Genomic DNA, 23838 nt, shown 5'->3' on the forward strand with positions numbered 1-23838 from the left:
CTGCTCCCTCGTTTCAGTCCGCGTGATAGACAAAGGAAACGGTATGCAGGGAAATAACGAACAGAATGCTGCAGGCGCAGCGGCGCAGGGCGTCGATGCGGAGCGTCTCGATCACTGGATGCGGGAGAATATCCCGGGCTATGAAGGGCCGCTTGAAATCTCCAAATTTGCAGGCGGCCAGTCAAACCCGACCTTCAAGGTGGAGGCAAAGAGCGGCGCCTATGTGCTGCGACGCAAGCCGATGGGCCAGCTTGTCAAATCCGCGCACGCCGTGGACCGCGAATATCGCGTCATGTCGGCATTGCATAAGCAGGGCTATCTCGTGCCGCACGCCTATGCCCTTTGCATGGATGATGCCGTGATCGGATCTGCCTTCTATGTGATGTCGATGATCGACGGGCGCGTCTTTACCGACCAGCTCCTGCCGGACGTCAGCTTTGCGGACCGGCGCTCCATTTTCGTTTCGCAGGCGAAGGCGCTGGCCCGGCTTCACAACTTCAAACCCGACGAAATCGGGCTCGGCGACTATGGCAGGCCCGGCAACTATTTCGAGCGTCAGATCCGCCTCTGGCAGCGTCAGTACAGCGAGACCAAAGATCGCGACATCCCCGAGATGGAAAAGCTGATGGAGTGGCTCCCGACCTCCGTTCCGCCGCAGGAGCGGCTGTCGATTGTCCATGGCGACTACAAGCTGCACAACGTCATGTTCCACAAGACCGAGCCGCGGGTTGCGGCCGTGCTCGACTGGGAACTCTCGACGCTTGGCGATCCGATGGCGGATGTGAGCTATATGCTGATGCAGTGGGTCCGCAATGATGATCTTTTCGGCGGCCTGCTTGGCGCGGATCTGGGTGGGCTCAATATCCCGACGGTTGATGAAATGCTGGAAATCTACTGCACGGAGGCAAATCGCGCGGAAATTCCGGACCTTAGCTGGTATTTCGCGTTCAACATGTTCCGTCTTGCCGGCATCTCGCAAGGTATCGCCGGGCGCATCAAGCAGGGGAACGCCTCGTCCGACAAAGCCCATCTCGCGGCAAAGCGCGTCGTTCCGCTCGCCAAAACGGCATGGGAATATGCGCAGAAACTGGGCGCAAAGTAACGCGCAGGCGTAAAAGCCAAAGCGGGCGCCAGATGCGCGCCCGCTTTTTCTGCAACGGATCCGGGTCAGGATCTGGTTGTTAAGGTTAGTGCCAGTGCGGGCATATGCGGGCCTCGCGCCCCCCGCGACGGGACCGACCGCCATTGCTTCAGTCGTTCTGCAGGACTTCATGACGTAGATGAATGAGCAGAACTTCTCCGACGCGCTTGCCGTCGGGTTTCTCCAGACTGAAGCCCTGGTGAAATCGGCTCCCATTGCAATTGGTGCAGAGTGATGCGCGGGACCCGGATATGCTCACATGTTGCGGCAGCGGGCGAGGGAATATCGGCGTCGCGGCGTCAGTCGGCCGGGATGCGGATCTCTTCTTTCGCTTCGAGAATGAGCGGATCAAGGCCGGGCCCGTCTTCGGCGATATATTGCAAAAGCTTCGTCCGCATCCTCGGTTCCCAGAAGTCGTTGATATGGTTGGCGACGCTCCGCGCCTGATCCGTGTTGGGCTGCGTCTTGAAAAAGGCGGCAATCTGGTTGGCCATTGTTACCATCTTGTCAGCTTTCATCTGGGTGGCCTCTGCGTATCCGGTTCGGGTGGGAATAAATGTCAACCTCCCCATCGCGCGCGAAGGCGGCCAGCGTCAACCCTGCCGAGGTCGCAAGCTCAAGCGCATATGCGGTCGGGGCGGAGGCGGCGATGAGGATGCGGCAGCCCGCAATCACCGTCTTCTGCACGATATCAACGGAGACGCGCGATGTCAGCACGATGGCGCCATCGCCCGGGTCGATCCCCTGCCGGGCAAGGGCGCCGATCAGCTTGTCAAGTGCGTTGTGCCGGCCGACATCCTCGCGCGCGAGGAGGATGCCGCGCTCCGGCAGCAGGAAGCCCGCCGCGTGGAGCGCCTGCGTCATATCATGGAGCGGCTGGAAGTTTCGCAGTGCATCGGTCGCCCGCGCCGCCTCAAGGCGGTCAAGGAAAGGGCCGTCGCCGGTCAGAGTGGGCAGCGGACGGAGCGCCTGTTCAAGGCTGTCGATACCGCAAAGGCCGCAGCCGAGAGGGCCCAGCATGGTCCGCCTTCGTTCAAAAACAACATCACGCCGGTCATCACGCAGCCAGACGCGCGCCTCGATCCCGTTCTCGTGGGTAATATTCTCCAGCGACTCGATCTGATCCGGATGCTCGATGAACCTCTCCGTCAGGGCGAAGCCGGTCGCAAAATCCTCAAGATCGGCGGGCGTCGCCATCATTACCGCGGCGGTCGCGCCGTTGAAGACGAGGGCGACAGGCCGCTCCTCGGGCAGGATGCGGGCGATATCCCGATCCCCCTCGCGGCGAATGGCGAGACCGGGCACGGAGGCGGTCGAGGCTCGGGAGACAGGGACCATCGTCACTCCGCCGCAGGCGCGACCCGGTGCGCCCGCTCGCGATGCCGCCGGTATTCCTCCTGCCAGTCGCTCGGCCCGTTGGAGAGCGAGACCTGCACCGCCGTCACCTTATATTCAGGGCAGTTGGTCGCCCAGTCGGAAAAGTCGGTGGTGACCACATTCGTCTGCGTTCCGGGATGATGGAAGGTGGTGTAGACGACGCCCGGCGCGACGCGGTCGGTGATGTGGGCATGCAGCGTCGTCTCGCCAGAGCGGGAGGCGAGCTTGACGAGATCGCCCTCATTGATGCCGCGCATCTCGGCATCATGGGGGTGGATCTCCAGCACATCCCGGTCGTGCCAGAGGATATTTTCCGTCCGCCGCGTCTGCGCCCCGACATTATACTGGGTGAGAATGCGCCCCGTGGTGAGAAGGAGTGGGAAGCGCGGCCCGATCTTCTCGTCAGTCGCGAGATATTCGGTGATGATAAAGCGGCCCTTGCCGCGCACGAAGCCATCCATGTGCATGACGGGCGTTCCCTCGGGCGCGGCGGCATTGCAGGGCCACTGAACGGAACCTTCCGCATCGAGTAGCGCGTACGAGACGCCGGCGAAGCTCGGCGTCGTCGCGGCAATCTCATCCATGATTTCGGAGGGGTGTGTATAAGCCCAACTCGCCCCCATGGCCTTGGCGAGAAGCTGCGTCACTTCCCAGTCGGCATAGCCGTTTCGCGGCTCCATCACCTTCCGCACCCGGTTGATGCGCCGCTCCGCATTGGTGAAGGTGCCGTCCTTTTCAAGAAAGGTCGAGCCGGGGAGGAAGACATGGGCGTAAGCCGATGTCTCATTGAGGAAGAGGTCATGCACGATCACGCAGTCCATGGCCTTCAGTCCCGCCGCCACATGCTTCGTGTCGGGATCGGATTGCAGGATGTCTTCGCCCTGGCAGTAAAGCCCCTTGAAGGTGCCGTCTATGGCGGCGTCGAACATATTGGGGATGCGAAGGCCGGGCTCGGGGTCGATCTCGACATTCCACGCCTTCTCGAAGATTGCCCGCACATCCGCGTTCTTGATATGCCGATATCCCGGCAGTTCATGCGGGAAGGAGCCCATGTCGCAGGAGCCCTGAACATTGTTCTGGCCGCGGAGCGGATTGACCCCGACACCCGGCCGGCCGATATTGCCGGTCAGCATCGCGAGATTGGCGATGGCGATAACGGCGGTCGAGCCCTGGCTGTGTTCGGTGACGCCAAGCCCGTAATAGATGGCGCCATTGCCGCCGGTCGCGAAAAGTCGCGCCGCGCCGCGGATGTCGGCGGCGGGAACACCGGTCTCCGCCTCCATCGCTTCGGGGCTGCTGCGGGGATCGCGGATGAAATCGAGATAATCCTCGAAGCTCTCAAGATCGCAGCGCTCGCGGATGAAGGCTTCATTCATCAGCCCTTCGCTCACGATCACATGGGCCATGGCAGACAGCACGGCGACATTGGTGCCGGGTCGGAGCGGCAGGTGATAGGCCGCTTCGATATGGGGCGATTTCACAAGGTCGATACGGCGCGGATCGATGACAATAAGCTTCGCCCCCTGCCGCAGGCGCTTCTTGAGCCGGCTCGCGAAAACGGGATGGCCGTCCGTCGGATTCGCGCCGATGACGATGATAACGTCGCTCTGCTCGACGGAATCGAAATCCTGCGTCCCGGCCGATGTGCCAAAGGTCTGGCTGAGGCCGTAGCCGGTCGGCGAGTGGCAGACGCGTGCGCAGGTGTCCGTATTGTTGTTGCGAAAGACCGCGCGCGCGAGCTTCTGGACCAGATAGGTTTCCTCATTCGTGCAGCGTGAGGAGGTGATGACACCGATGGAGCGGCGGCCATATTGCTGTTGCAGCGACTGCAGGCGATTGGCGGCGAAGGAAATCGCCTCCTCCCAGGTCACCTCCTGCCACGGATCGGTGATCCGCTCGCGGATCATCGGCTTCAGGATGCGGTCCTTGTGGGTCGCATAGCCATAGGCGAAGCGGCCCTTGACGCAGGAATGGCCCCGGTTCGCCTTGCCGTGGCGATAGGGCACCATGCGCACCAGCGTATCGCCATTTAGTTCCGCCTTGAAATTACATCCGATGCCGCAATAGGCGCATGTGGTGACGACGCTGCGCGAGGGCGTGCCGAGTGCGATGACGGAATTTTCCTGCAGCGTCGCCGTCGGGCAGGCTTGAACGCAGGCGCCGCAGCTGACGCAGTCCGAAGTCATGAAGCTGTCACTCCGCGTCCCCGCCGAGACGATGCTATCAAACCCGCGCCCTTCGATCGTCAGGGCATAGGTTCCCTGCACCTCCTCGCAGGCGCGGACGCAGCGCGAGCAGACGATGCATTTCGCCGGATCGAAGGTGAAATAGGGGTTGCTGCAATCGACATCGTGATAGTCGGGGTTCTTCGCGCCCGCCTGATCCTGCGTTTCAAAATGGGTGCGGACGGGCTTGTAGCGCACCTCGCGAAGCCCGACCATGCCGGCCATATCCTGCAACTCGCAATCGCCATTCGCCGAGCAGGTGAGGCAGTCGAGCGGATGGTCGGAGATATAAAGCTCCATCACGCCTTTGCGGATTTTCTGAAGGCGCGGGGTTTGCGTCGTGACCACCATCCCGTCGCGGACCGGTGTGGTGCAGGAAGCGGGCGTGCCCTTCTGTCCTTCGATTTCAACGACGCAGAGGCGGCAGGAGCCGAAGGCCTCAAGACTCTCGGTCGCGCAGAGTTTGGGGATGGAAAGGCCGGCCTCCATCGCGGCCCGCATGACGGAGGTGCCCTCCGGAACGGTGACGGAAAAGCCGTCGATGCGGAGCGTCACGGGCCGGCCCGATGCGGCGGGGGTGCCGAAGTCGCGGTCATCAAGGGGGAGCCTATCGGTCATGGCAGGGCCTCCTCCGATATCGAAAAATCTTCAGGATAATGGGTGAGGGCGGACATCACCGGAAAGGGCGTGAAGCCGCCAAGCGCGCAGAGAGAGCCATCCTTCATGGTCTCGCATAGATCGCGAAGGAGCGGGATCGCTGCCGGGTCGCCCCCTTTGATGCGGTCGATGGTCTCGACGCCCCGCACCGCGCCGATGCGGCAGGGCGTGCATTTGCCGCAGCTTTCAATCGCGCAGAACTCCATGGCGAAGCGTGCCATCTTCAGCATGTCGGTCTGATCGTCAAAGACGACAATCCCGGCATGGCCGATCAGGCTGTTTTGGCAGTCGAACTCCTCGTAACCAAAGGGAATGTCGAATTTCTCGGTCGGGAGGTAAGCACCGAGCGGCCCGCCGACCTGCACCGCCTTGACGGGCCGGCCTGTCGCTGTCCCGCCGCCGATCTCCTCGACCAGCTCACCGAGTGTCATGCCGAATGCGGTTTCGAAAAGACCGCCGCGGCGGATGTTTCCGGCAAGCTGGATCGGGATCGTTCCCTTCGAGCGGCCAAGCCCGAAATTGGCGTAAAAGTCCGCGCCCTTCTCGAATATCACCGGCACGGTCGCGAGGCTGATGACATTGTTGACGACCGTCGGCCGTCCCATAAAGCCCTGCAGAGCGGGAAGCGGCGGCTTTGCCCGTACAACGCCGCGCTTCCCCTCAAGAGAGTTCAGCAGCGACGTCTCCTCGCCGCAAACATAGGCGCCGGCGCCGACGCGGATCTCCATATCAAACGATTTGCCCGATCCGAGCACGTCCGGCCCGAGCAGCCTCTCGCGGCGGGCGATAGTCACCGCCTCGTCCATCACGCGGATGGCATCCGGGTATTCGGAGCGGATATAGACATAGCCCCGCGTCGCGCCGACGCCGATCCCGGCGATGATCATCCCTTCGATCAGCGAGAAGGGATCGCCCTCCATCAGCATCCGGTCGGCGAAAGTGCCGCTGTCGCCCTCATCGGCATTGCAGACGATATATTTCTGCGCGGCTTCGGCACTGAGAACGGTCTGCCATTTGATGCCGGTCGGAAAGCCCGCGCCGCCGCGCCCGCGAAGGCCGCTTTTCGTCACTTCCGCAACGATTTCTGAGGGCGAAAGCGAGAGCGCGCGGCGAAGGCCTTTAAGGCCACCCAAGGCCTCATAGGCCGCGAGGTCGAGCGGATCGATTACGCCACACCTTGCGAAGGTGAGCCGCGTTTGCCGCGCGAAGAAGGGGATTTCTTCCATCAGCCCGTGACTTTCGAGCTTGCCGGCGAGGAGGGCAGGGATATCCTCCACTGCGACCGGGCCGTAGGCTTCGCGGCCGTGGCCCCGGTCGATCTCGACGAGCGGCTCAAGCCACATCATGCCGCGGGAGCCCGGGCGGATCAGCTCGATCTCAAGCGAGCGCCGTGCTGCTTCCTCGCGGATCGCCGCCGCCACCGCATCGGCGCCGAGCGCCTTTCCTGCACTGTCGCCGGAGACATAGATCTTCATCGCTCTGCCCCCTCAAGCCGCGCCTTGATGCCGGCCGCACTCGCCCGTCCCAATGGGCGGCCGTCCACCATCGCCGCCGGGCCGCAGGCGCAAAGCCCAAGGCAATAGACCGGCTCCAGCGTCACAGCATTGTTTGCCGTTGTCTCATGCCAGCCGATGCCGAGCACGGCCTTCACCTCCTCGGCAAGGCGCTCGGCGCCGACCGACTGGCAGGCCTCGCTCCGGCAGAGCCGCACCACATGGCGCCCGGCCGGCCGCTCGCGAAAATCATGATAGAAGGAGATAACGCCATGAAGTTCCGCCCGCGTGATGTTGAGCGCCGCGGCAATCGGCGCCAGCGCCGCTTCGGGAATATGGCCATAGCGCGCCTGCGCCGCATGCAGGATCGGCAGCAGCGGCCCCTCGAGGTCCAGATGCTGGTCGATCAGATCTGCAATCTCATCTGTTTCCAATACGTTCGCGTCCGTTTTCATCCGCCGGGCCTCCAATCCCATCGGACATTATAACAGAATCCGGGGTGATTTGTTAAATCATGGACGAAGGAAGATGCATCCCTCAAAAAAAGTTTTCTGTTCGTATCACTTCCCGCTCACATTTCATTTATTTTTCAAACGTGAGTTAGAAAATATCTGTAACAGCGGGCGTTTTTATCGCTATAATTGGTGCGATGTTACTATCTTCCAGTTGATATTTTTTGAACGCGTGTTAGAAATAAGAAAAGTGGGCGTTGGTATGGAAGGCATGCAGGTGGACAAACAAAAGCTGGTAATTGTCGTCGGCGGATCGCGGGGAATTGGCCGTGCGGTTTCCGCTCTTCTCGCCGAAAGCTATGAGAATGTCGGCATTCTTTATCGCTCGGATCAAAAGGCCGCGGAAGATACCGCCGATCTCGTTCGTGCGCACGGCGCGGCGCCGCTTCTGATGCAGGCCGATATCTGTGATGCCGAGGACATTTTCCGGCAGATTTCCGAGGTCGCCCGGCGCGTCGGATCGCTTGACGGCGTTGTGCATTCTGCGGGAGCGAACTCCGACTGGAAGTCGGTGCGCGAGTTGACGGCCGCGGACTGGCGACGCGTCATCGATATTGATCTCAACGGCTTTTTCAACGTCATGAATGCCGCGCTCAAGATCATGCATGAGCAGCAGTCGGGCAGCATCGTCGCCGTCACCTCGATCGCGGCGCGCGCCGGCTCCCCCCGCGCGGCGCAGACGGCGGCGGCAAAGGCAGGCGTTGAGGCGATGATCCGGGTTATCGCCAAGGAGGAGGGGCGGTTCGGCATCCGCGCCAATGCTGTTGCGCCGGGGCTGACCGAGACCGATATGGGGCAGGACGCCATAAATCACTGGGGCGAGAAAATGACGGGGAAGATCCTCGCGCAGTCGGCGCTGCCGCGCATCGGGCTTCCCGAAGAGGTCGCCCGCGTCATCGCCTTCCTGCTGTCGCCCGCGGCGAGCTATGTCACGGGGCGGATCATTCCGGTGGATGGCGGTCAGTTTATCAGCGCCTGAACGGGGAAGCATATGCACACCGATTTTGACCAGTATCGTGCCGGCGCGCAGTTCAGGCTCACCGATGAGCAGGTGGAGATCTGTGCCCATGCGAGCGAGCTTTTCAAGGAGAAGCTTTTTCCCCTGCAACAGAAGATGGACGACGAGGAGTGGTGGCCGGCCGAGACATTTCGCGAGATTGCCGCGATGGGCTATCTCGGCACGACCATTCCGCAGGAATATGGCGGGCAGGGGCTCGATTACCTCACGGCCGGGCTGATCTGCGAGACCATGGCCTACTGGAACCCGGCCTTCACCTTCAGCTGGCTCAATGCCGACAATCTCGTCATCGACAATATCTATCGCAACGGGACGGAAGAGCAGCGCCAGCGCTTCCTTCCTAAACTCTGCGCCGGGGAGATGATGGGTGCGCTCGGGATGACGGAAGCGGGGGCCGGCTCCGACGCGCTCGGTTCCATGAAGACAAAGGCCGTGAAGGATACGGATGGCTATCTCGTCAACGGCTCCAAGCTTTTCATCACCAACGGGCCGATCGCCGATGTTGTCCTGACATATGTCAAGACGAGCCAGGAAATGGGGCGGAGCAAGGGCATTTCCGCATTGCTGGTGGAGACCGACCAGCCCGGCTTTCGCGTCGGGCGCAAGCTTGACAAGATGGGCTTTCGCGGCAGCCCGACGGGCGAGCTGGTCTTTGATGACTGCCGCGTTCCGGCGGAAAATCTCCTCGGTGAGGAGCATCAGGGGCATATCATCATGCACTCGGGCCTCGATCTCGAACGGGTCATGTCGGCGATGCTCTGTATCGGGCCGGCGCGGCGCGCGCTCGACCTCGCCATCGAACATGCAACCCTCCGCGAGCAGTTCGGGCGTCCGATTTCGTCATTTCAGATGATCCAGTCGAAAATCGCCGAAATGTATATTGCGCTTGAAACAGCGCGGACCTTCGTTTACCGCGTCCTTGACGTCTGCTCCCATGCCGAGGAAGGGGATTACGGGCGCGGGCGCATTCATATGCTCGCCTCGGCCGCGCTCTTTCAGGCGGCGAAAGCCGGGACGTTCATCATGGACGAGGCCGTTCAGATCCATGGCGGCTCGGGATATATGCGCGATACCGAAATAAACCGCCTTTACCGGACGACAAAGGTGATGGAAATCGGCGCAGGCTCGCAGGAAATCCGGCGGATTATTGTTGCGTCCGAACTTCTGAAGGGTCATTAAGAGTTGGCGCCTGATTATATGAGAGAGTGGTAACCGAAGCATTGGCAAGAAACAGGGTTGTAAAGCGAAAGCAGTCGAAGGCGGATATCTCGCGGGACAAGGTGCTGGCCGCGGCCGTGCAGGTCTTCTCCGAGAAGGGATATGCCGGCGCGACCATGCGCGAGGTCGCACGGGTCGCCGGCCTCAGCGCTGGCTCGCTCTATTATTACTTCTCGTCCAAAGAGCTGATGATGGAAGCGGTCATCAACGTCAGCATCAACAATGTGTCAAAGACAGTGCTGAACGCTATCGCCGTGCAGCCGCCAAGCGCCTCCTACAGCGAAAAGATAAAGGTCGCCATCAAGGCGCATCTGCAGGGCATTCTCTCAAGCGGCGCGAACGCCGTGATCTCGCGCTATCTCTGGGTGCAGATCCCGGATGAAGTGAAGCGCAAGCATTTTATCGCCCAGTCGGCCTATGAGGAGTTCTGGCTGAACTTGCTGATCGCGGCGCAGGAGGCCGGTGAAATCCGCACCGATCTCGATGTACGACTCACGCGCACGATTATGTTGAGCGCGATCAACGCCGCGCTCGACTGGTACCGCCCGGACGGCAAATCGGTCGATGAAATCGCCGAGACCTTTTTCAAGATCATCAAGGAAGGTATCGTCATCTCGGGAGAGAGTGACGGGCCGGCGCTTACTGCGCCTGAGGCGAAAAAAGAGGCGACGGCCCTCAAGTAAAAAGTGCGGCTGCGTGCCCGCGCCGGGCGTCTATTTCCAACGAAAGAAAAACCCGGAGGAGCCATTGCAAGGCTCCGTCCGGGTCTGTTAAACGCCGTGATCGCGTTCCCGGTTACTGTCCTTTGAACTCCGGGCGGCGTTTCTCGCGCATGGCTTTCAGCGCCTCGCCGTGATCTTCACTCCGACCGGTCGAGAATTCCGTCGCGAAGCTCGCATCGAGAACCGCCGCGGCGACCTGCTTGAGACCCGCATTGATCGCGATCTTGGTCGAGCGGATCGCCAAGCCGGCGCCGCTCACAAGTCGTTCGGCCCATTTGTCCACGAGCGGATCCAGCTCCTCGGTCGGGACGGCGAAGTTGATAAGTCCCATCTCGACCGCCTGCGGCGCGGAAATCATATCGCCGGTCAGGAGATACTGCTTCGCCCGCGCAAAGCCGATAAGCTGCGGCCAGATCACCGCGCCGCCATCGCCTGCGGAGAGGCCGACTTTCACATGCGGATCGGCAATTCGCGCCTTTTCATCGGCGATGATGATGTCACAGAAAAGAGCGACTGTTGCGCCAAGCCCGACGGCATCGCCGTTCAGGCGGCAGATGATCGGCTTGTCGAGGTCGAGCAGGGAATTGATCAGCCGTTTGCCTTCATTCAGCGTCGCGTGGAAAAGCTTCGCATCGCTGCGGCAGCTTTCAAGAAAGTCGAGATCGCCGCCGGCGCTGAAGGCTTTCCCCGCGCCGGTCAGGATGACGACATCCGAGTCCCGGTCCTCGGCGATATCTGAAAATACCCGGGAAAATTCGGTATGCATCGGCCCGTTGTTCGCATTCAGGCGATCCGGCCGGTTCAGCGTGACACGGAGGATGCGGCCTTCGCGCTCGAACTTGAGGTATTTATATCTCTCGAACATTTTATCCCTTTTTCTTTCTGTTGTATCAATCGTTCAATTGTCGGCGGCGGCATTGCCTTTCGCGCGTTCACGCAACAGGAACTTCTGCACCTTCCCCATCGCGTTGCAGGGCAGGGCATCGATAAATTCAACGGAGCGCGGCACCTTGAAGTTCGCCATATTCTCGCGGCACCAGGCAAGAAACTCGCTCTCCTGAAGGGACGCGCCCGCGCGAAGGACGACATAGGCCTTGGCCACCTCGCCCATACGCTCGTCGGGAACGCCGATCACGGCGACGGAATCAACCGCCGGGTGGGACCTGATAATCGCTTCGATTTCCGCTGGATAACAATTGAAGCCGCCGACGATGAACATGTCCTTCATGCGGTCGGTTATTGTCAAATATCCTTCCGCGTCGATGATGCCGACATCGCCGGTTCTGAACCAGCCATCCTCGGTGAAACTTTCCCGCGTGCGTTCGGGATCGTCGAAATATCCCTGCATGATGTTAAGGCCGCGCGCCTGGATTTCGCCGGGTGTGCCGGTCGGCACCTCGCGATCTTCCGCATCGACGCAGCGCATTTCCATGTGATCGATGACCTGCCCGGCCGATGTCGATATTTTTTCAATGCCGTCTTCTTTGCGGCTCATGGTGACGAGCGCCGTGGCCTCCGTCATGCCATAGGCGCTGAGTACGGTTTCAACCCCGATCTCGCCGCGAAGCGTGCGAATGAGTTCGGGCGGGATCATGCTGCCGCCAAGGACAATGCTGTTGAGAGAGTTGATATCACGCCCGAGTTTCTTGTTTGCCTCGAGCAGCGAGGTAAAGATGGTCGGCGGGCCGCCCATGACGGTGATTTTCTCTTCCTCCACCGCTTTCAGCGTCTCCTCGACATCGAACACCGACACCGGATACATCGTTGCGCCGTTCAGCAGCGAGACGACGACGCCGGCCTTGAAGCCGAAGGAATGGAACATCGGCGCGATAATCAGGTAGCGATCCCCCGCCCTGATTTCGGCGCGGTCGGCATAGAACTGATAGGCGCGCGTAATCTGGCCGTGGGTGATCATGGCGCCCTTGGGAAATCCGGTCGTGCCGGAGGTAAAGATCACCTCGGCAAGGTCATCGGGCTGGATGCTTTCGGCAGTGCGGCGGGCAGTTGCAATTTCATCCGGCGTGACAGCAGCAAGCAGCCCGTCCCATTCCGAGGCGGGGTCGTCAAAGCGGACGCTCAGGATGGTTTTGAGGTCCGGAAGATCGAGCGATTTCAGGCTCGCGACGAAGTTGGTGCCAAGGAAATCCGCGCCGGCAATGGCCACGCTCGCGGCGGATTTTTTGAGGATATAGGACGCCTCACCGGGTTTGAGCCGGGTGTTGATGGGAACGACAATAGCGCCAAGGCACATCGCGCCGAGCGATGCCTCAACCCATGCGGGGGAATTCGGCATCCAGATCGCAAAGCGGTCGCCTTTTTTAAGGCCCGTTTTCGCAAGAACGCTGGCGGCGCGCAAAACCCGGTCAGTGAGCTCGGCATAGGTATCGCGGCGGGATTTGAATACCAGCGCCAGCGTATCTCCATGCTTGTGCGCTGTTCGGAACAGGGCTGATGGTATCGCCGGTGCGCTTGTGGTCATTTGGATCCGCTCCTCCCTCGAAATGCGTCACAAATACTCTGCAGATTGTCTACATTCGGTGTTATAATAAGTCAAACGGTTGTTCGAAACATGCCGGGGAGAGGATAGCAGATTTGCCGACGATATTCACGTCACTTCCGCAAATATATTATGAATTTGTGCGATTTACGGGAATTATCCGCGGCGCGATCCTGCGGCGGCCAGTATAGAAAACACTTGCAAAGTCGGTGCAAATTTTTTATGAACACTTGTTAGAAAAATAACTAATTTAAGGCGTCTCGATTGGGGAGGGACATCAGCGTAAATCACCGGAAACGAAATGCTTTTTCGGCGCGGGCGATCCGCGCACCCGAAGCGTTCGCACAGTCCGGGCAAAGAAGCAGGGAACGGTCACTAAATCCTGATCCTGCCGACGAAAAAAACCACCAGGTCTATCAGGAGGAGATACAAGATCATGCCAGGAAAATTGACGAAATATCTATCAGTCCTCATGCTGTCATTCGCAGCAACCTTCGCAACCCTTCAAGCCAGCGCGGCCGACGACAAGGTCTATACGCTGAAATACCTGCATTCCTATCCGCCGACCCTCGCCTATTACAAGACCACGGGGCAGGGCTTTATCGAACTGGTCGAGCGGTGGAGCAACGGGCGAATTAAATTCGAGGTTTACGAGACGGGCTCGCTCGCCTCGGTGCCCGAAATGCTGTCGGCTGTCGATGCGGGCATTATCGATGTCAGCCACTCCTGGGGCGGCTTCTATTCCGGCACGGTTCCCGAAGCCGACGTTGAGGTTGGGCTTCCGCTCGCCTGGCAGGAGCCATGGGAAGCCTATGACGCCTATTACCACCGCGGTCTCGACAAGATTATTGCTGAAGCCTATGAGAGCCGCTACAATGTGAAGCACTTCCCGGCGATCATGGGCCTGCGCTATGCGATCCACACGCGTCAGGACATCAACGGCATTGATGATCTGAAGGGCAAGAAGATTCGCGCCATTGGCCTCTTTGGCAAGATCGCAACCAACCTCGGCGCCTCGGCTGTTTCCATCCCGGGCGCGGAAATCTTCTCCTCCCTCCAGCTTGGCACGATCGACGGTCTCGTCTACGGGGTTGAAGCTGTCGTCGCCCAGAAATTGCAGGAACAGCTGAAAACCACTATCTTGGAGCCGAACCTCAACTCCGGCGTCGGTCACTGGCTGATCAACCGCGCCACTTGGGAATCCCTGCCTGAAGATCTGCAACAGGTGATCAATGATGCGGTCCAGTACGGCAACTCCGCGCATGCGCTGGAATATGCGGCCTATGAAGCTGTCAGCGGCGGTGAAATGGAAAAATCGGGTGTCAAACTTCTCTCGCTCTCCCCGGAAGATCGCAAGAAGCTGCAAGATGCTGTCCTGCCGCTCTGGGATGAGATTGCCGCGAAATCCGAACTTGGTGCAAAGGCGGTCGAACTTGTCCGTCAGCAGCAGCGCGACTTCGGACAGGTAATCGAAGATTAATCACGATAATGGGCGGCCTGTTGCCTCGCGACGGGCCGCCCGCCTATCGTAATCCAATGTAACTATTGTCCATGGCCGCCACACGGACATGACGGAGTTAGCCGGGAACATGACCTTAGCCAACTTGATCGACAAGATCACGAAATGGGCCAACGATATTGCCTCGTTGGCGCTTTTGTTGATGACGCTGTTCGTGACCTATGAGGTGGTGGCGCGTTATTTCTTCAACAGCCCGACGATCTGGGCATGGGACCTGAATGTCCAGCTGATGGTCATGGTGCTGATGCTGGGCTTTGCGGAAGTTTTGCGCCAGGATCTTCATGTACGTGTCGATGTCGTCCTGACGGTACTGCCGGCGCGGGTAAAAACATGGCTCGATATCCTGTTCGCGCCGATCTTTCTGTTCATCGTGATTATGTTGACCTGGTCGAGCTGGAAGTATTTTTCGGCTTCCTTCTCACGGCTTGAACATGCCTCGACGGTGCTGTCGCCGCCGCTCTATCCCGTGAAATTCTTCCTGCCGCTCGGCGCGGCGTTGCTTGTGCTTCAGGGAGCGTTGAAACTGTATCGGGATATTCGAAAACTCCGCAAGCCCGAGCTTCACTCTGATCAGGGGGACGGGGCATGAGCGTTGAACTCGCTACGGTTCTCATCCTTCTCAATCTGGTGCTGTTCCTGATTGCCGGGTTTCCGGTGGCATTTTCGCTGATGGGCATTTCGATCCTGTGGCTTGTCGGGCTGAACGGGCTGAATGTTGTCTCCATTATCCCCGCCACCATTTTCGATACCGCGACGACAGAAATATTCATCGCGGCCCCCCTCTTCATATTCATGGCCGTCGCGCTTGAGAGGGTGGGGATCGGAACCCTGCTCTATGAAGCGATCCATAGCTGGACGACCGGCATTCCCGGCGGGCTAGCCGTCGGCACCGTCATTGCCGCAACGCTGATCGCCGCGATGACCGGCATCGGCGGGACGGCCGTTCTGGTGCTCGGCGTTTTGTCGATCCCGGAAATGGTGCGGCGCGGGTACGATCTGAAGCTTGCCATCGGCGGGTTGCCGCCGGGAGGCGCGCTCGGCGTGCTGATCCCGCCAACCGTCATCGGCGTGCTGCTTGGCGGATTTGCTGGTATTCCGATCGGGTCGCTCTTTTTCGGCGCCGCGATACCGGGCTTTCTGATCGCCTTTCTATTCTGCCTCTACATCGTGGTGAGATGTCTTATCAATCCGTCGCTTGCGCCGCGCGTCCCGGTCGAGGAGCGCCCCACACTGCGCCAGCGGCTCGTTGTGACCCGGCAGATCATCGCGCCGGCGCTGCTGATCTTTATCGTGCTCGGCAGCATCTGGGGCGGGGTCGCCACCCCGTCGGAAGCCGCCGGCGTCGGTGCATTCGGGACGATCGTGATCGCGCTCTTCCGCGGCAGGCTGACGGTCGGCTCGTTCATCGAGATACTGCGGACATCGACACTGGTGTCTGTCATGGTCATGGCGTTGCTCGCCGGCGGGGCTCTTTTCTCGCGGTTGTTGCAGTTTTCCGGCTCGGCGCGGCTGCTCTCGCAATATATCGTCGGTATCGACGCGGGCGTCACCGGGACCATTCTGATCTTCCTCGCGATCATCATCATTCTCGGCATGTTCATTGACGGCGCGGCGATCATTTTCATCGTGACGCCGATCATGATGCCGGTGGTGACCATGCTCGGGATCGATACCGTCTGGTTCGGCGTCATGGTCATGGTCTGCATTGCCATTGGCTATGTGACGCCGCCGTTCGGGATGAACCTCTTTTACTTAAGTGGCATATTGGATCAGATAAAGACCCGTCCGGGGATGGAGGCGGTGAAGGATGTTTCCGTCACCGATATCTGGGCGGCCTGCTTCCCCTATGTCCTGCTGATGGTTGCGGCGGTGATCGCGATCCTGATTTGGCCGGAACTCGCGACCTGGCTGCCAAGCCGCATGTAGCGCTGCGCCCGGGGCGGTCGATGACGCGGCCCTGAGTTCGTGCCTGTCTCAATTGGGGCGAAGCGGTGTATGACACCGCCTCCGCCCTTTTCTTTGCGCCATTCCCCGCCCGTGATGTCCTCTGCATCGGACGAGGCGATCATATGACGCTTTCGAAATAATCTCTTGCATTAAAATAAATGACAATATATTTACATAAATAAGTAAACAAGAACAAGGAGGAGGCATGCCAAGACTGGCGATCGTAACGGGCGGAGCGGGGGGAATCGGGGCGGCAATCGCTTTGGAGCTCGCAACCTCCGGCCACAATGTTGCAATTCTCGATATCAATAAACAGGCGGCAGAGGAGACGGCGGAGAAAATCTGTGCGAGCGTTGCCCGAGAGGCGGTCATTGCCGTCGACGCGGATATTGCCGATGATGCATCCTGCGATACGGCCCTGAAGGCGGCGACAGCGCATTTCGGTTCGGTATCCGTGCTTGTCAACAACGTCGGCTGGGACCGCATCCTCGGCTTTCTTGAGACCGACGCGGCGTTCTGGGACAAGGTCATTGCCATCAATCTGCGCGGCCCGATCGGGCTTACCCACAAGGTTGCGCCAATGATGGTAGAGGCGAAATGGGGCCGGATCATCAATATCGCGTCCGATGCGGGACGGGTCGGCTCCTCCGGTGAAGCGGTCTATTCCGCCTGCAAGGCCGGCATCATCGGCTTTTCAAAGACGCTCGCGCGGGAGTTTGCCCGTGCGAATATCACCTGCAATGCCGTCTGCCCGGGCCCGACGGATACGCCGCTGCTGCACAGCCAGCTCGGCGAGGGTGAAACCGGCCAGAAGATCTATGAGGCCCTGAAGCGCGCCATTCCCATGAAACGCCTTGGCAAGCCGGAGGATCTTGCAGGCATGGTCGGCTTTCTCGCCAGCGACAAGGCATCTTTCATTACCGGACAGACGATCAGCGTCTCCGGCGGTCTAACCATGAACGGATAGGATAAATAAAATGACCTACACAGATATCTTGTATGAAGAGCGCGATCACGTCGCCCGTATTTCGATCAATCGCCCCGACAAGCTGAACGCGTTTCGCCCGCATACCGTGGATGAATTGATCGATGCGATCAAGACGGCGGGCTGGAACCGCGACATTGGCGTCATCGTGCTAACCGGCGTTGGCAACCGCGCATTCTGCACGGGCGGCGACCAGTCGGTGCATGACGGCCAGTATGGCGGCCGGGGAAGCGTCGGCCTTGCCATTGAAGAGCTGCAGGGCACTATCCGCGATGTCCCGGTTCCGGTTATCGCGCGGGTCAACGGCTACGCCATCGGCGGCGGCAACGTTCTTGCGACCCTTTGCGATCTGACCATTGCCGCGGAAAGCGCGCAGTTCGGGCAGGTCGGACCCAAGGTCGGCTCCGTCGATCCGGGTTTCGGAACGGCGCTGCTGGCGCGCTGCGTCGGCGAGAAGAAGGCGCGTGAAATCTGGTATCTCTGCCGCCGCTACACGGCGCAGGAAGCCTATGAGATGGGCCTCGTCAACAAGGTCGTGCCGGACGCCGAGCTCGATGCGGAGGTCGATAGCTGGTGCCAGGAGATCGTCGCGAAAAGCCCGACCGCCATTACCCTCGCGAAGCGCTCCTTCAACCTCGACAGCGACAACATTCGCGGTATCTCGATGCTCGGAATGCAGGCCGTCAGTCTTTATTACGACACCGCGGAATCGCGCGAGGGCGTCGAGGCGTTCATGTCGAAGCGCAAACCCGATTTCCGCTCCAAGCGCTGAATGAGCTTAAGGACACCGTCATGACCGCTACAGTCAGGTTGGAGTTTGCGGCTTCCATCGCCACGCTGGTGCTCGCCCGGCCGCCGCTCAATGCCCTCTCGCTGGAGCTGCTCGACAGCATTCAGAACGCGCTCGATCAGGTGGCGGCTGCCGGTGTTCATATCCTCCGCATCAGAAGCGATGTCGGCGCCTTCTGCGCCGGCGCTGACCTGGCCGCCGTCGGCGCCATTATGGGGGCGGACGATCCGGGCGCGGAGATGCGCCGCTTCGTTGAGGCGTTTCATGCCCTTAATAACCGGCTCGCCGGCCTAGGCGCGATCACGATCGCCGAGATCGAGGGCGCGGCGCTCGGCGGCGGGCTGGAGCTGGCCATGGCTTGCGACTTCCGTATCGCGACGGAGCGCGCGCGGCTCGGCCTCCCCGAAACGAAGCTCGGACTTATTCCGGCGGCGGGAGGGACGTTTCGCCTGCGCGAGGTTGCCGGCCTCGCAGTTGCCCGGCGGCTGATCCTGACGGGCGAAACTCTTCGCCCCGACGACGCGCTGGCCTGCGGTATCGTTGATGCCGTCCTGCGTGGTACGGAAGAGGAGATCCGGAGCGGGTTCGAGCAATTTGCGGGCAAAACTGCGGGAAATGGCAAAGCCGCGCTCCTTGCCGCCAAGCGTTGCCTGTCGCGGCCGCCGCAGGAAGGACAGGCGGCGGAGATTGCCGAAATCTCGGCGCTGGTTACCGATACGGAAACGCAGGCAAGGGTAAACAGCTTCCTTAAGACCTGATATGGTGTAAACGTCGCGGCGGAGTTCGCGCGGCGGGAGAGGAGGGCCCAGGCGGCGAAACCCGCTGCCGCCCGTACTTCTGCGTTGACAGGGAATATAAGACAATATATTGACATATAAGGGATGGGAGTCAGCATGTCGAAAACAACAGCGACAAATGGTTCAGAGCAGAACGGCACCGATATAAAATATCCGCGCCTCGCCTCGCCGTTCAGGATCGGCTCCATGACGGTGGCAAATCGCATGATCATGGGCTCCATGCACACCCGGATGGAAACCCTCGACCGCCCGCTGGAGCGGGAGATTGCCTTTTATGAGGCCCGCGCACGCGGGCGGATCGGCATGATCGTCACCGGCGGTTTCGCGCCGAACGCGGAAGGGCTGATCGACCCCGGTTGCTTTGTCATGAATGCCGATATTGACCGCGGTTACCATCAGGAGCTGACATCCGCGGTCAAGCAGTATGGCGTCCGCTTTATCGCGCAGCTCCTCCATGCCGGTCGCTATGCGAAGGTCGACGGCTGCGTCGGACCGTCAGCCATCAAGGCGCCGATCAATCCCCGCATGCCGCACGCCCTCTCGACCGCCGAGGTCTGGCGGACGATTGAGGACTTTACGAACGCCGCCGTTGCGGCCCATGAATGCGGCTATGAGGGCGTTGAGGTGATGGGATCGGAAGGGTATCTCATCAACCAGTTTTTCTCATCCCGCACCAATCAGCGCGATGACGAATTCGGCGGCGACAGGGAGAAGCGCCAGCGCTTCGCGATCGAGATTGTCCGCGCGATCCGGAAGGCGCTCGGCCCCGATTTTCCGATCATGTTCCGCATGTCGATGCTGGAGCTGGTCGAGGGCGGGATGACACAGCGCGAAATTCTCGATCTCGCGGTGCGGCTGCAGGATGCCGGTGTGGACAGCCTTACCTCCGGTATCGGCTGGCACGAAGCCCGCGTCCCGACGGTCGCGCAGGTCACCCCGCGCGCCGCCTTCAAGAAGGAAATCGCCGCCGTGAAGGCGGTTGTCGAAATCCCCGTCATCGCCTCCAACCGCATCAACACGCCGGAAGTCGGCGAAGCGCTGCTCCGGGAGAATGTGGCGGATGCCATCTATATGGCGCGCCCGCTGCTTGCCGATGCGGAATATGCCCGCAAGGTTCTGGAGGGCGAGGAACACCTCATTAACACCTGTATCGCCTGCAACCAGGCCTGCCTCGACCATATCTTCGTCAGCAAGGTGCCGACTTGCCTCGTCAACCCGCGCGCGCTTCGGGAGCTGGAATTTCCGACCGGTAAAACCGCGACGCCCCGGAACATTGCGGTCGTCGGCGGCGGCGTCGCGGGCATGGTATTCGCCATGGAGGCGGCGGAGCGCGGCCACCGCATCACACTTTTTGAGAAAAGCGACAAGCTCGGCGGCCTGCTCAACCTTGCGCGCGCCATCCCGGCGAAGGGGGAGTTTGACGATTTCATCCGCTATCTCAAGGAGCGGCTTCGGGAAACCGGTGTCGAGATCCGGCTTGGCCGCGCGGCGAAGCCAGAAGATCTCGCTGCCTATGACAGGGTCGTGCTGTCAACGGGCGTCGTTCCGCGTGACGCCTCGATCGACGGGATCGGGCATCCTTCGGTCGTTGGCTATGAGGATATCCTGAGCGGCAAGGTCGTCGCCGGCGAGCGGGTTGCCGTCATCGGCGCCGGCGGGATCGGTTTTGACACGGTGGAATATCTGCTTGGCGACGGCGGTGGGCAGTATCCGGCGCGCGACGAGTATGAAGCCGAGTATGGCCTCTCTGCGAGCGATGATGTCAGCGGCGGGTTTGAGCCCGAAAAAGCCGCGCCGCCCGCGCCCGCGCGCACCATCACCATGTTGCAGCGAACCGAAGGGCGGCTTGGCAAAACCCTGTCGATCACGACCGACTGGATCAAGCGGGCGAAAATCGCCAAAGCCGGTGTCCGGATGCTGGCCGGGGTCGAGTACCGCCGCATTGACGATGACGGCCTGCATATCACGATTGGCGGCGCCGACGAGACGCTGGCGGTTGATACCATCGTCATTTGCGCCGGGCAGGTTTCGGAAACGTCGCTTGAAAAGTCGCTTCGGCAGATGGGGATGCAGGTCGATCTGATCGGCGGCGCCCTGATTGCCTCGGAGCTGGATGCGCAGCGCGCCGTCGACGAGGCGACGCGGCTTGCCGTCTCCATCTAGCGGCCGGAGGGCAGCGGGACGTCCTTTCGGCGATTTTAAAAAATAAAAAACGCATTGTGCACCAGCAATGCCAAGAAAATGAAGAAAGGGAGGTCTCATGTATAAATCTCACATCGGGCGCGCCGTGTATCTGCCCGCTGAACGGATTGACGCGATGGTCGCATGCGGTGCATGGCAGAACCGGCTGATCATCGATTATTTCGATGAATGGGTCGCGAAGACACCGGACAAAGCGGCGATCATCTCCTACTCCGTCGAGACAAAGGAACGGCAGGAGGTTTCTTACGCCGAGCTTCAGGCGCTCTCTTTCCAGATTGCCGCCATGCTGCAGGCCCGCGGCGTCGGGCTTGGCGATATCGTGTCGTTTCAGCTGGTCAATCGGATCGAGTTTACGGCGATAACGCTTGCCGCCGTCCGGCTGGGGGCGGCGGTAAACCCGCTGATGCCGGTTCTGCGGACGCATGAGCTGACGCATATTCTGCAAACGACGGAATCGCGTGTCCTCATCGTCGCGCGGTCATTTCGCGGCTTCAGCTTTGAGGATATGGCGCGCGATCTCGGGCGCAAGATCGATACGCTCGAGCATGTGATCATCCTCGAGGACGAGCCGGCCTTCCGCCGCCCCGCTACCGGCAAGGCAAGCGATCTTGTCAATGCCGAGCGGCCGGACCCGAATGAGCTTTTCGAGGTTATGTTCACATCCGGCACGACCGGCAAGCCCAAAGGCGTGATGCATACGGCGAATACACTCTTCGCCAACACCATACAGACCACCGACCGGTTTCGCGTGACGGCGGATGACGTCATTTTCTGCCCGACGCCGATGGCGCATCAGCTTGGCTTCCTGTTCGGCGTTCTCTCGCCAGTTTTTTGCGGCGCGACCGCCGTGCTGCTCGACGCCTGGGTGCCCGATCTCGCGGTTGATATCGTCGAGAATGAAAAGGCGTCGATCTGCATGGGGGCGACGCCCTTCCTGATGGATATGGCTAATTATCCCGGCATTCGGGAGAGAAATATTGAAAATTTCCGTCTCTTTATCTCCGGAGGCGCGCCAATCCCCTCCGCGCTCGTGACACGTGCGATCGACAATCTCAATGCGGCGATCATTTCCGTCTGGGGAATGACGGAGGTTGTCGCCGTCACCACGGTCAAGTTTGACGATCCGGCGGAAAAGGCCTCGGGAAGCGACGGCTGCCCGACGCCCCATACCGAAATCCGCATCATCGACGGCGCAGACAATCTGATGCCGGTCGGGAAGAAGGGCATTCTCGAGACCCGCGGAGCGACCATCTGCGTCGGCTATCTGAAACAGCCGGACGCCTTTGTGCTGCGCGACGGGTGGTTCGACACGGGCGATCTCGCGCGAAGGGATGGGGACGGCTATATCCGCATTACCGGGCGCAAGAAGGATATCATCATCCGGGGCGGTGAAAATATTTCAGTCGCAGAAATCCAAGGGCTCTTGTTCAAGCACCCCGCCGTCGCCTCGGTCGCCATCGTCGCGATGCCGGATGAGCGCCTCGGCGAGCGGGCCTGCGCCTATGTCTGCCTGAAGCCCGGAAGCAGCACGCTCTCGCTGCCGGAAGTGACGGCATTTCTGGCGGAGCAGGGCGTCGCCAAGGTCAATTTCCCGGAGCGGCTGGAAATCATCGAGCAGATGCCCATGACGGCGACCGGGAAAATCCAGAAGTTCGAACTACGGGAGCGGGCGAAGACGCTGGCGTGAGGCCGGCACTGACGGCTATTTCAGGATTGTCCCGAGGTTGCGTTGCAGCTTGTCGATAAAATACTGGAACTGGACAAGCTCTTCGGTCGTGAAGTTGACGAGGGCAATGTCATAAAACTGGGAAATCCGCGCGATCAGCTGCTTCCAGATGGCCCATCCTTCGGGCGTGAGCTGGACGAGTTTCGCCCGGCCGTCGCGCGGATCGGGAACGCGGCGGCTGATCCCGTGCTGCTCAAGCCGGAGGAGCAGGCCGTTGACATTCTGCCGACTGACGAGGAGGAATTCGGAGAGTTCGTTGACGCTCACCCCGTCTTTGTAGCCCGTGCGGGCGAGGGCGCCGATGACCGACCACTGCTGGCTGGTCAGACTGAGCTCGGAGGTCCATTTCGTCCCGGCCGTATGCATACAGTTTGCCGTTTTGAAAAAACGAAACAGCAGCCGGTTGCTCAAATGAAATCTTTCATCATTTGCGAGCGTCTCCGGGGGCGGTTGCACGGTTGCTTCAGATTCCGACATATTCACTCCATTGATGCTGCGACGACACTATCCCCTGGCGCCGCATTCGTCCAGCACATTGTCCCCGCCGCTCTCTAACATAAAAGCGCATAATATGTAAATATATTGACATTTATTATTGTCGGCTTGTGCTAATTCTTTTTCTCATAGTAAATCAATATAACAGCGGAGGTGCACCAGGGATGAAACGCTTACTGAAGTTATCCAAGCTGCCTTGATAGGCGGCATGCTGTCGACACCGGCCAAGGCGGAGGTGGCTATCACCGGCGCGAGCTGCCTGCCGGAAGGATCCTATTTTTCGCAGCGCTTTGAGAATTTCATTACCGATCTGAACGAGCAGGATAAGGGCGTCGTGCAGATCCAGTATATCGGCGGGGCGCCTATGACATCGGCAACTGCACCGGGGCTTATTACCAGAGTGCGCTCCCGATCGCCGACGTCTGGAAGCTGCTTGAGAAAACGCCGGACGAGCTGCGGGCTAACGGCGGCTGGGAGTACATCAGCAAGCTGCACCGGGAAGTCAATCTGCTGCCGA

The 23838-nt window shown here is 60.3% G+C and carries 20 protein-coding genes and 1 pseudogene; 13 read left to right on the forward strand and 8 right to left on the reverse strand.

What is annotated here, in order from left to right; translation table 11 throughout:
- The first annotated feature begins 43 nt into the window (after positions 1 to 43).
- Positions 44 to 1102 carry a phosphotransferase family protein gene (locus tag V7Z56_RS00945; RefSeq protein WP_334127463.1) on the forward strand — a complete coding sequence of 353 codons (1059 nt, stop codon included), beginning with the start codon at positions 44 to 46 and terminating at the stop codon, positions 1100 to 1102.
- Positions 1103 to 1440: 338 nt separating this feature from the next.
- On the opposite strand, the gene V7Z56_RS00950 is transcribed toward V7Z56_RS00945, so the two are convergent.
- From V7Z56_RS00950 to V7Z56_RS00970, 5 genes are read right to left on the reverse strand one after another with little or no spacing between them, the layout of a single operon-like run.
- On the reverse strand, positions 1441 to 1659 hold the full coding sequence (locus V7Z56_RS00950; RefSeq protein ID WP_334127464.1) for a formate dehydrogenase subunit delta: 219 nt from the start codon (positions 1657 to 1659) through the stop codon (positions 1441 to 1443).
- The gene (gene fdhD, locus V7Z56_RS00955) at positions 1649 to 2479 is read right to left on the reverse strand and encodes a formate dehydrogenase accessory sulfurtransferase FdhD (protein ID WP_334127465.1); all 831 of its coding nucleotides are present in this window, start codon (positions 2477 to 2479) and stop codon (positions 1649 to 1651) included. The genes V7Z56_RS00950 and fdhD overlap by 11 nt, the downstream gene beginning before the upstream one ends.
- A 2-nt stretch (positions 2480 to 2481) precedes the next feature.
- Positions 2482 to 5361: a formate dehydrogenase subunit alpha gene (gene fdhF, locus V7Z56_RS00960; protein WP_334127466.1), complete on the reverse strand. Its 2880-nt coding sequence runs from the start codon at positions 5359 to 5361 to the stop codon at positions 2482 to 2484.
- Positions 5358 to 6875, reverse strand: a complete 1518-nt coding sequence (locus V7Z56_RS00965) for an NADH-ubiquinone oxidoreductase-F iron-sulfur binding region domain-containing protein (protein ID WP_334127467.1) — start codon at positions 6873 to 6875, stop codon at positions 5358 to 5360. Before V7Z56_RS00965 ends, fdhF begins: the two co-directional genes overlap by 4 nt.
- Positions 6872 to 7348 (reverse strand): formate dehydrogenase subunit gamma, encoded by a 477-nt coding sequence (locus V7Z56_RS00970; protein WP_334127468.1) that lies wholly within the window; start codon positions 7346 to 7348, stop codon positions 6872 to 6874. The genes V7Z56_RS00965 and V7Z56_RS00970 overlap by 4 nt, the downstream gene beginning before the upstream one ends.
- Positions 7349 to 7616: 268 nt before the next feature.
- Between V7Z56_RS00970 and V7Z56_RS00975 the strand changes: the two genes are divergently transcribed.
- Genes V7Z56_RS00975 through V7Z56_RS00985 form a run of 3 tightly spaced genes read left to right on the forward strand, consistent with a single transcriptional unit; the run spans position 7617 to position 10324 of the window.
- The gene (locus V7Z56_RS00975; RefSeq protein ID WP_334127469.1) at positions 7617 to 8384 is read left to right on the forward strand and encodes an SDR family NAD(P)-dependent oxidoreductase; all 768 of its coding nucleotides are present in this window, start codon (positions 7617 to 7619) and stop codon (positions 8382 to 8384) included.
- 12 nt (positions 8385 to 8396) lie between these two features.
- Complete coding sequence (locus V7Z56_RS00980) at positions 8397 to 9602, forward strand: acyl-CoA dehydrogenase family protein (RefSeq protein ID WP_334127470.1); 1206 nt, start codon at positions 8397 to 8399, stop codon at positions 9600 to 9602.
- Between the two features lie 41 nt (positions 9603 to 9643).
- Positions 9644 to 10324 (forward strand): TetR/AcrR family transcriptional regulator, encoded by a 681-nt coding sequence (locus V7Z56_RS00985; protein WP_334127471.1) that lies wholly within the window; start codon positions 9644 to 9646, stop codon positions 10322 to 10324.
- A gap of 112 nt (positions 10325 to 10436) precedes the next feature.
- On the opposite strand, the gene V7Z56_RS00990 is transcribed toward V7Z56_RS00985, so the two are convergent.
- Both V7Z56_RS00990 and V7Z56_RS00995 read right to left on the reverse strand, forming a co-directional pair.
- On the reverse strand, positions 10437 to 11228 hold the full coding sequence (locus V7Z56_RS00990) for an enoyl-CoA hydratase/isomerase family protein (protein WP_334127472.1): 792 nt from the start codon (positions 11226 to 11228) through the stop codon (positions 10437 to 10439).
- A gap of 33 nt (positions 11229 to 11261) precedes the next feature.
- A complete protein-coding gene (locus tag V7Z56_RS00995; protein WP_334127473.1) occupies positions 11262 to 12842 on the reverse strand; it encodes an AMP-binding protein in 1581 nt (526 codons plus the stop codon).
- Between the two features lie 454 nt (positions 12843 to 13296).
- Between V7Z56_RS00995 and dctP the strand changes: the two genes are divergently transcribed.
- From dctP to V7Z56_RS01035, 8 genes are all read left to right on the forward strand, one after another.
- Positions 13297 to 14340 (forward strand): TRAP transporter substrate-binding protein DctP, encoded by a 1044-nt coding sequence (gene dctP, locus V7Z56_RS01000; RefSeq protein ID WP_334127474.1) that lies wholly within the window; start codon positions 13297 to 13299, stop codon positions 14338 to 14340.
- Between the two features lie 109 nt (positions 14341 to 14449).
- Complete coding sequence (locus tag V7Z56_RS01005) at positions 14450 to 14968, forward strand: TRAP transporter small permease subunit (RefSeq protein WP_334127475.1); 519 nt, start codon at positions 14450 to 14452, stop codon at positions 14966 to 14968.
- Positions 14965 to 16305: a TRAP transporter large permease gene (locus tag V7Z56_RS01010; protein WP_334127476.1), complete on the forward strand. Its 1341-nt coding sequence runs from the start codon at positions 14965 to 14967 to the stop codon at positions 16303 to 16305. Before V7Z56_RS01005 ends, V7Z56_RS01010 begins: the two co-directional genes overlap by 4 nt.
- A 226-nt stretch (positions 16306 to 16531) precedes the next feature.
- Positions 16532 to 17293: an SDR family NAD(P)-dependent oxidoreductase gene (locus tag V7Z56_RS01015; protein ID WP_334127477.1), complete on the forward strand. Its 762-nt coding sequence runs from the start codon at positions 16532 to 16534 to the stop codon at positions 17291 to 17293.
- Positions 17294 to 17303: 10 nt separating this feature from the next.
- On the forward strand, positions 17304 to 18083 hold the full coding sequence (locus V7Z56_RS01020; protein ID WP_334127478.1) for an enoyl-CoA hydratase-related protein: 780 nt from the start codon (positions 17304 to 17306) through the stop codon (positions 18081 to 18083).
- A 20-nt stretch (positions 18084 to 18103) separates the two neighbouring features.
- Positions 18104 to 18859: an enoyl-CoA hydratase/isomerase family protein gene (locus tag V7Z56_RS01025; RefSeq protein ID WP_334127479.1), complete on the forward strand. Its 756-nt coding sequence runs from the start codon at positions 18104 to 18106 to the stop codon at positions 18857 to 18859.
- Positions 18860 to 18994: 135 nt separating this feature from the next.
- A complete protein-coding gene (locus V7Z56_RS01030) occupies positions 18995 to 21061 on the forward strand; it encodes an NADPH-dependent 2,4-dienoyl-CoA reductase (RefSeq protein WP_334127480.1) in 2067 nt (688 codons plus the stop codon).
- A 97-nt stretch (positions 21062 to 21158) separates the two neighbouring features.
- Positions 21159 to 22787 carry an AMP-binding protein gene (locus V7Z56_RS01035; protein WP_334127481.1) on the forward strand — a complete coding sequence of 543 codons (1629 nt, stop codon included), beginning with the start codon at positions 21159 to 21161 and terminating at the stop codon, positions 22785 to 22787.
- Between the two features lie 15 nt (positions 22788 to 22802).
- Here the strand turns inward: V7Z56_RS01035 and V7Z56_RS01040 are convergent, their stop codons facing one another.
- The gene (locus V7Z56_RS01040) at positions 22803 to 23192 is read right to left on the reverse strand and encodes a MarR family winged helix-turn-helix transcriptional regulator (RefSeq protein ID WP_334127482.1); all 390 of its coding nucleotides are present in this window, start codon (positions 23190 to 23192) and stop codon (positions 22803 to 22805) included.
- 337 nt (positions 23193 to 23529) lie between these two features.
- Between V7Z56_RS01040 and V7Z56_RS01045 the strand changes: the two are divergent.
- A pseudogene (locus V7Z56_RS01045) lies at positions 23530 to 23838 on the forward strand (hypothetical protein); the annotation flags it as partial.

The sequence above is a fragment of the Sneathiella sp. genome (assembly GCF_036844445.1).
GTDB lineage: Bacteria > Pseudomonadota > Alphaproteobacteria > Sneathiellales > Sneathiellaceae > Sneathiella.

Coding starts and splice junctions, on each gene's coding strand:
- V7Z56_RS00990 (WP_334127472.1), bottom strand. CDS start 11,228: ATGTTCGAGAGATATAAATACCTCAAGTTCGAGCGCGAAGGCCGCATC.
- V7Z56_RS00965 (WP_334127467.1), bottom strand. CDS start 6,875: ATGAAGATCTATGTCTCCGGCGACAGTGCAGGAAAGGCGCTCGGCGCC.
- fdhF (WP_334127466.1), bottom strand. CDS start 5,361: ATGACCGATAGGCTCCCCCTTGATGACCGCGACTTCGGCACCCCCGCC.
- fdhD (WP_334127465.1), bottom strand. CDS start 2,479: ATGGTCCCTGTCTCCCGAGCCTCGACCGCCTCCGTGCCCGGTCTCGCC.
- V7Z56_RS00975 (WP_334127469.1), top strand. CDS start 7,617: ATGCAGGTGGACAAACAAAAGCTGGTAATTGTCGTCGGCGGATCGCGG.
- V7Z56_RS01040 (WP_334127482.1), bottom strand. CDS start 23,192: ATGCATACGGCCGGGACGAAATGGACCTCCGAGCTCAGTCTGACCAGC.
- V7Z56_RS01005 (WP_334127475.1), top strand. CDS start 14,450: ATGACCTTAGCCAACTTGATCGACAAGATCACGAAATGGGCCAACGAT.
- V7Z56_RS00995 (WP_334127473.1), bottom strand. CDS start 12,842: ATGACCACAAGCGCACCGGCGATACCATCAGCCCTGTTCCGAACAGCG.
- V7Z56_RS01020 (WP_334127478.1), top strand. CDS start 17,304: ATGACCTACACAGATATCTTGTATGAAGAGCGCGATCACGTCGCCCGT.
- V7Z56_RS00950 (WP_334127464.1), bottom strand. CDS start 1,659: ATGAAAGCTGACAAGATGGTAACAATGGCCAACCAGATTGCCGCCTTT.
- V7Z56_RS00945 (WP_334127463.1), top strand. CDS start 44: ATGCAGGGAAATAACGAACAGAATGCTGCAGGCGCAGCGGCGCAGGGC.
- V7Z56_RS01035 (WP_334127481.1), top strand. CDS start 21,159: ATGTATAAATCTCACATCGGGCGCGCCGTGTATCTGCCCGCTGAACGG.
- V7Z56_RS01030 (WP_334127480.1), top strand. CDS start 18,995: ATGTCGAAAACAACAGCGACAAATGGTTCAGAGCAGAACGGCACCGAT.
- V7Z56_RS01015 (WP_334127477.1), top strand. CDS start 16,532: ATGCCAAGACTGGCGATCGTAACGGGCGGAGCGGGGGGAATCGGGGCG.
- V7Z56_RS01010 (WP_334127476.1), top strand. CDS start 14,965: ATGAGCGTTGAACTCGCTACGGTTCTCATCCTTCTCAATCTGGTGCTG.
- V7Z56_RS00970 (WP_334127468.1), bottom strand. CDS start 7,348: ATGAAAACGGACGCGAACGTATTGGAAACAGATGAGATTGCAGATCTG.
- V7Z56_RS01025 (WP_334127479.1), top strand. CDS start 18,104: ATGACCGCTACAGTCAGGTTGGAGTTTGCGGCTTCCATCGCCACGCTG.
- dctP (WP_334127474.1), top strand. CDS start 13,297: ATGCCAGGAAAATTGACGAAATATCTATCAGTCCTCATGCTGTCATTC.
- V7Z56_RS00980 (WP_334127470.1), top strand. CDS start 8,397: ATGCACACCGATTTTGACCAGTATCGTGCCGGCGCGCAGTTCAGGCTC.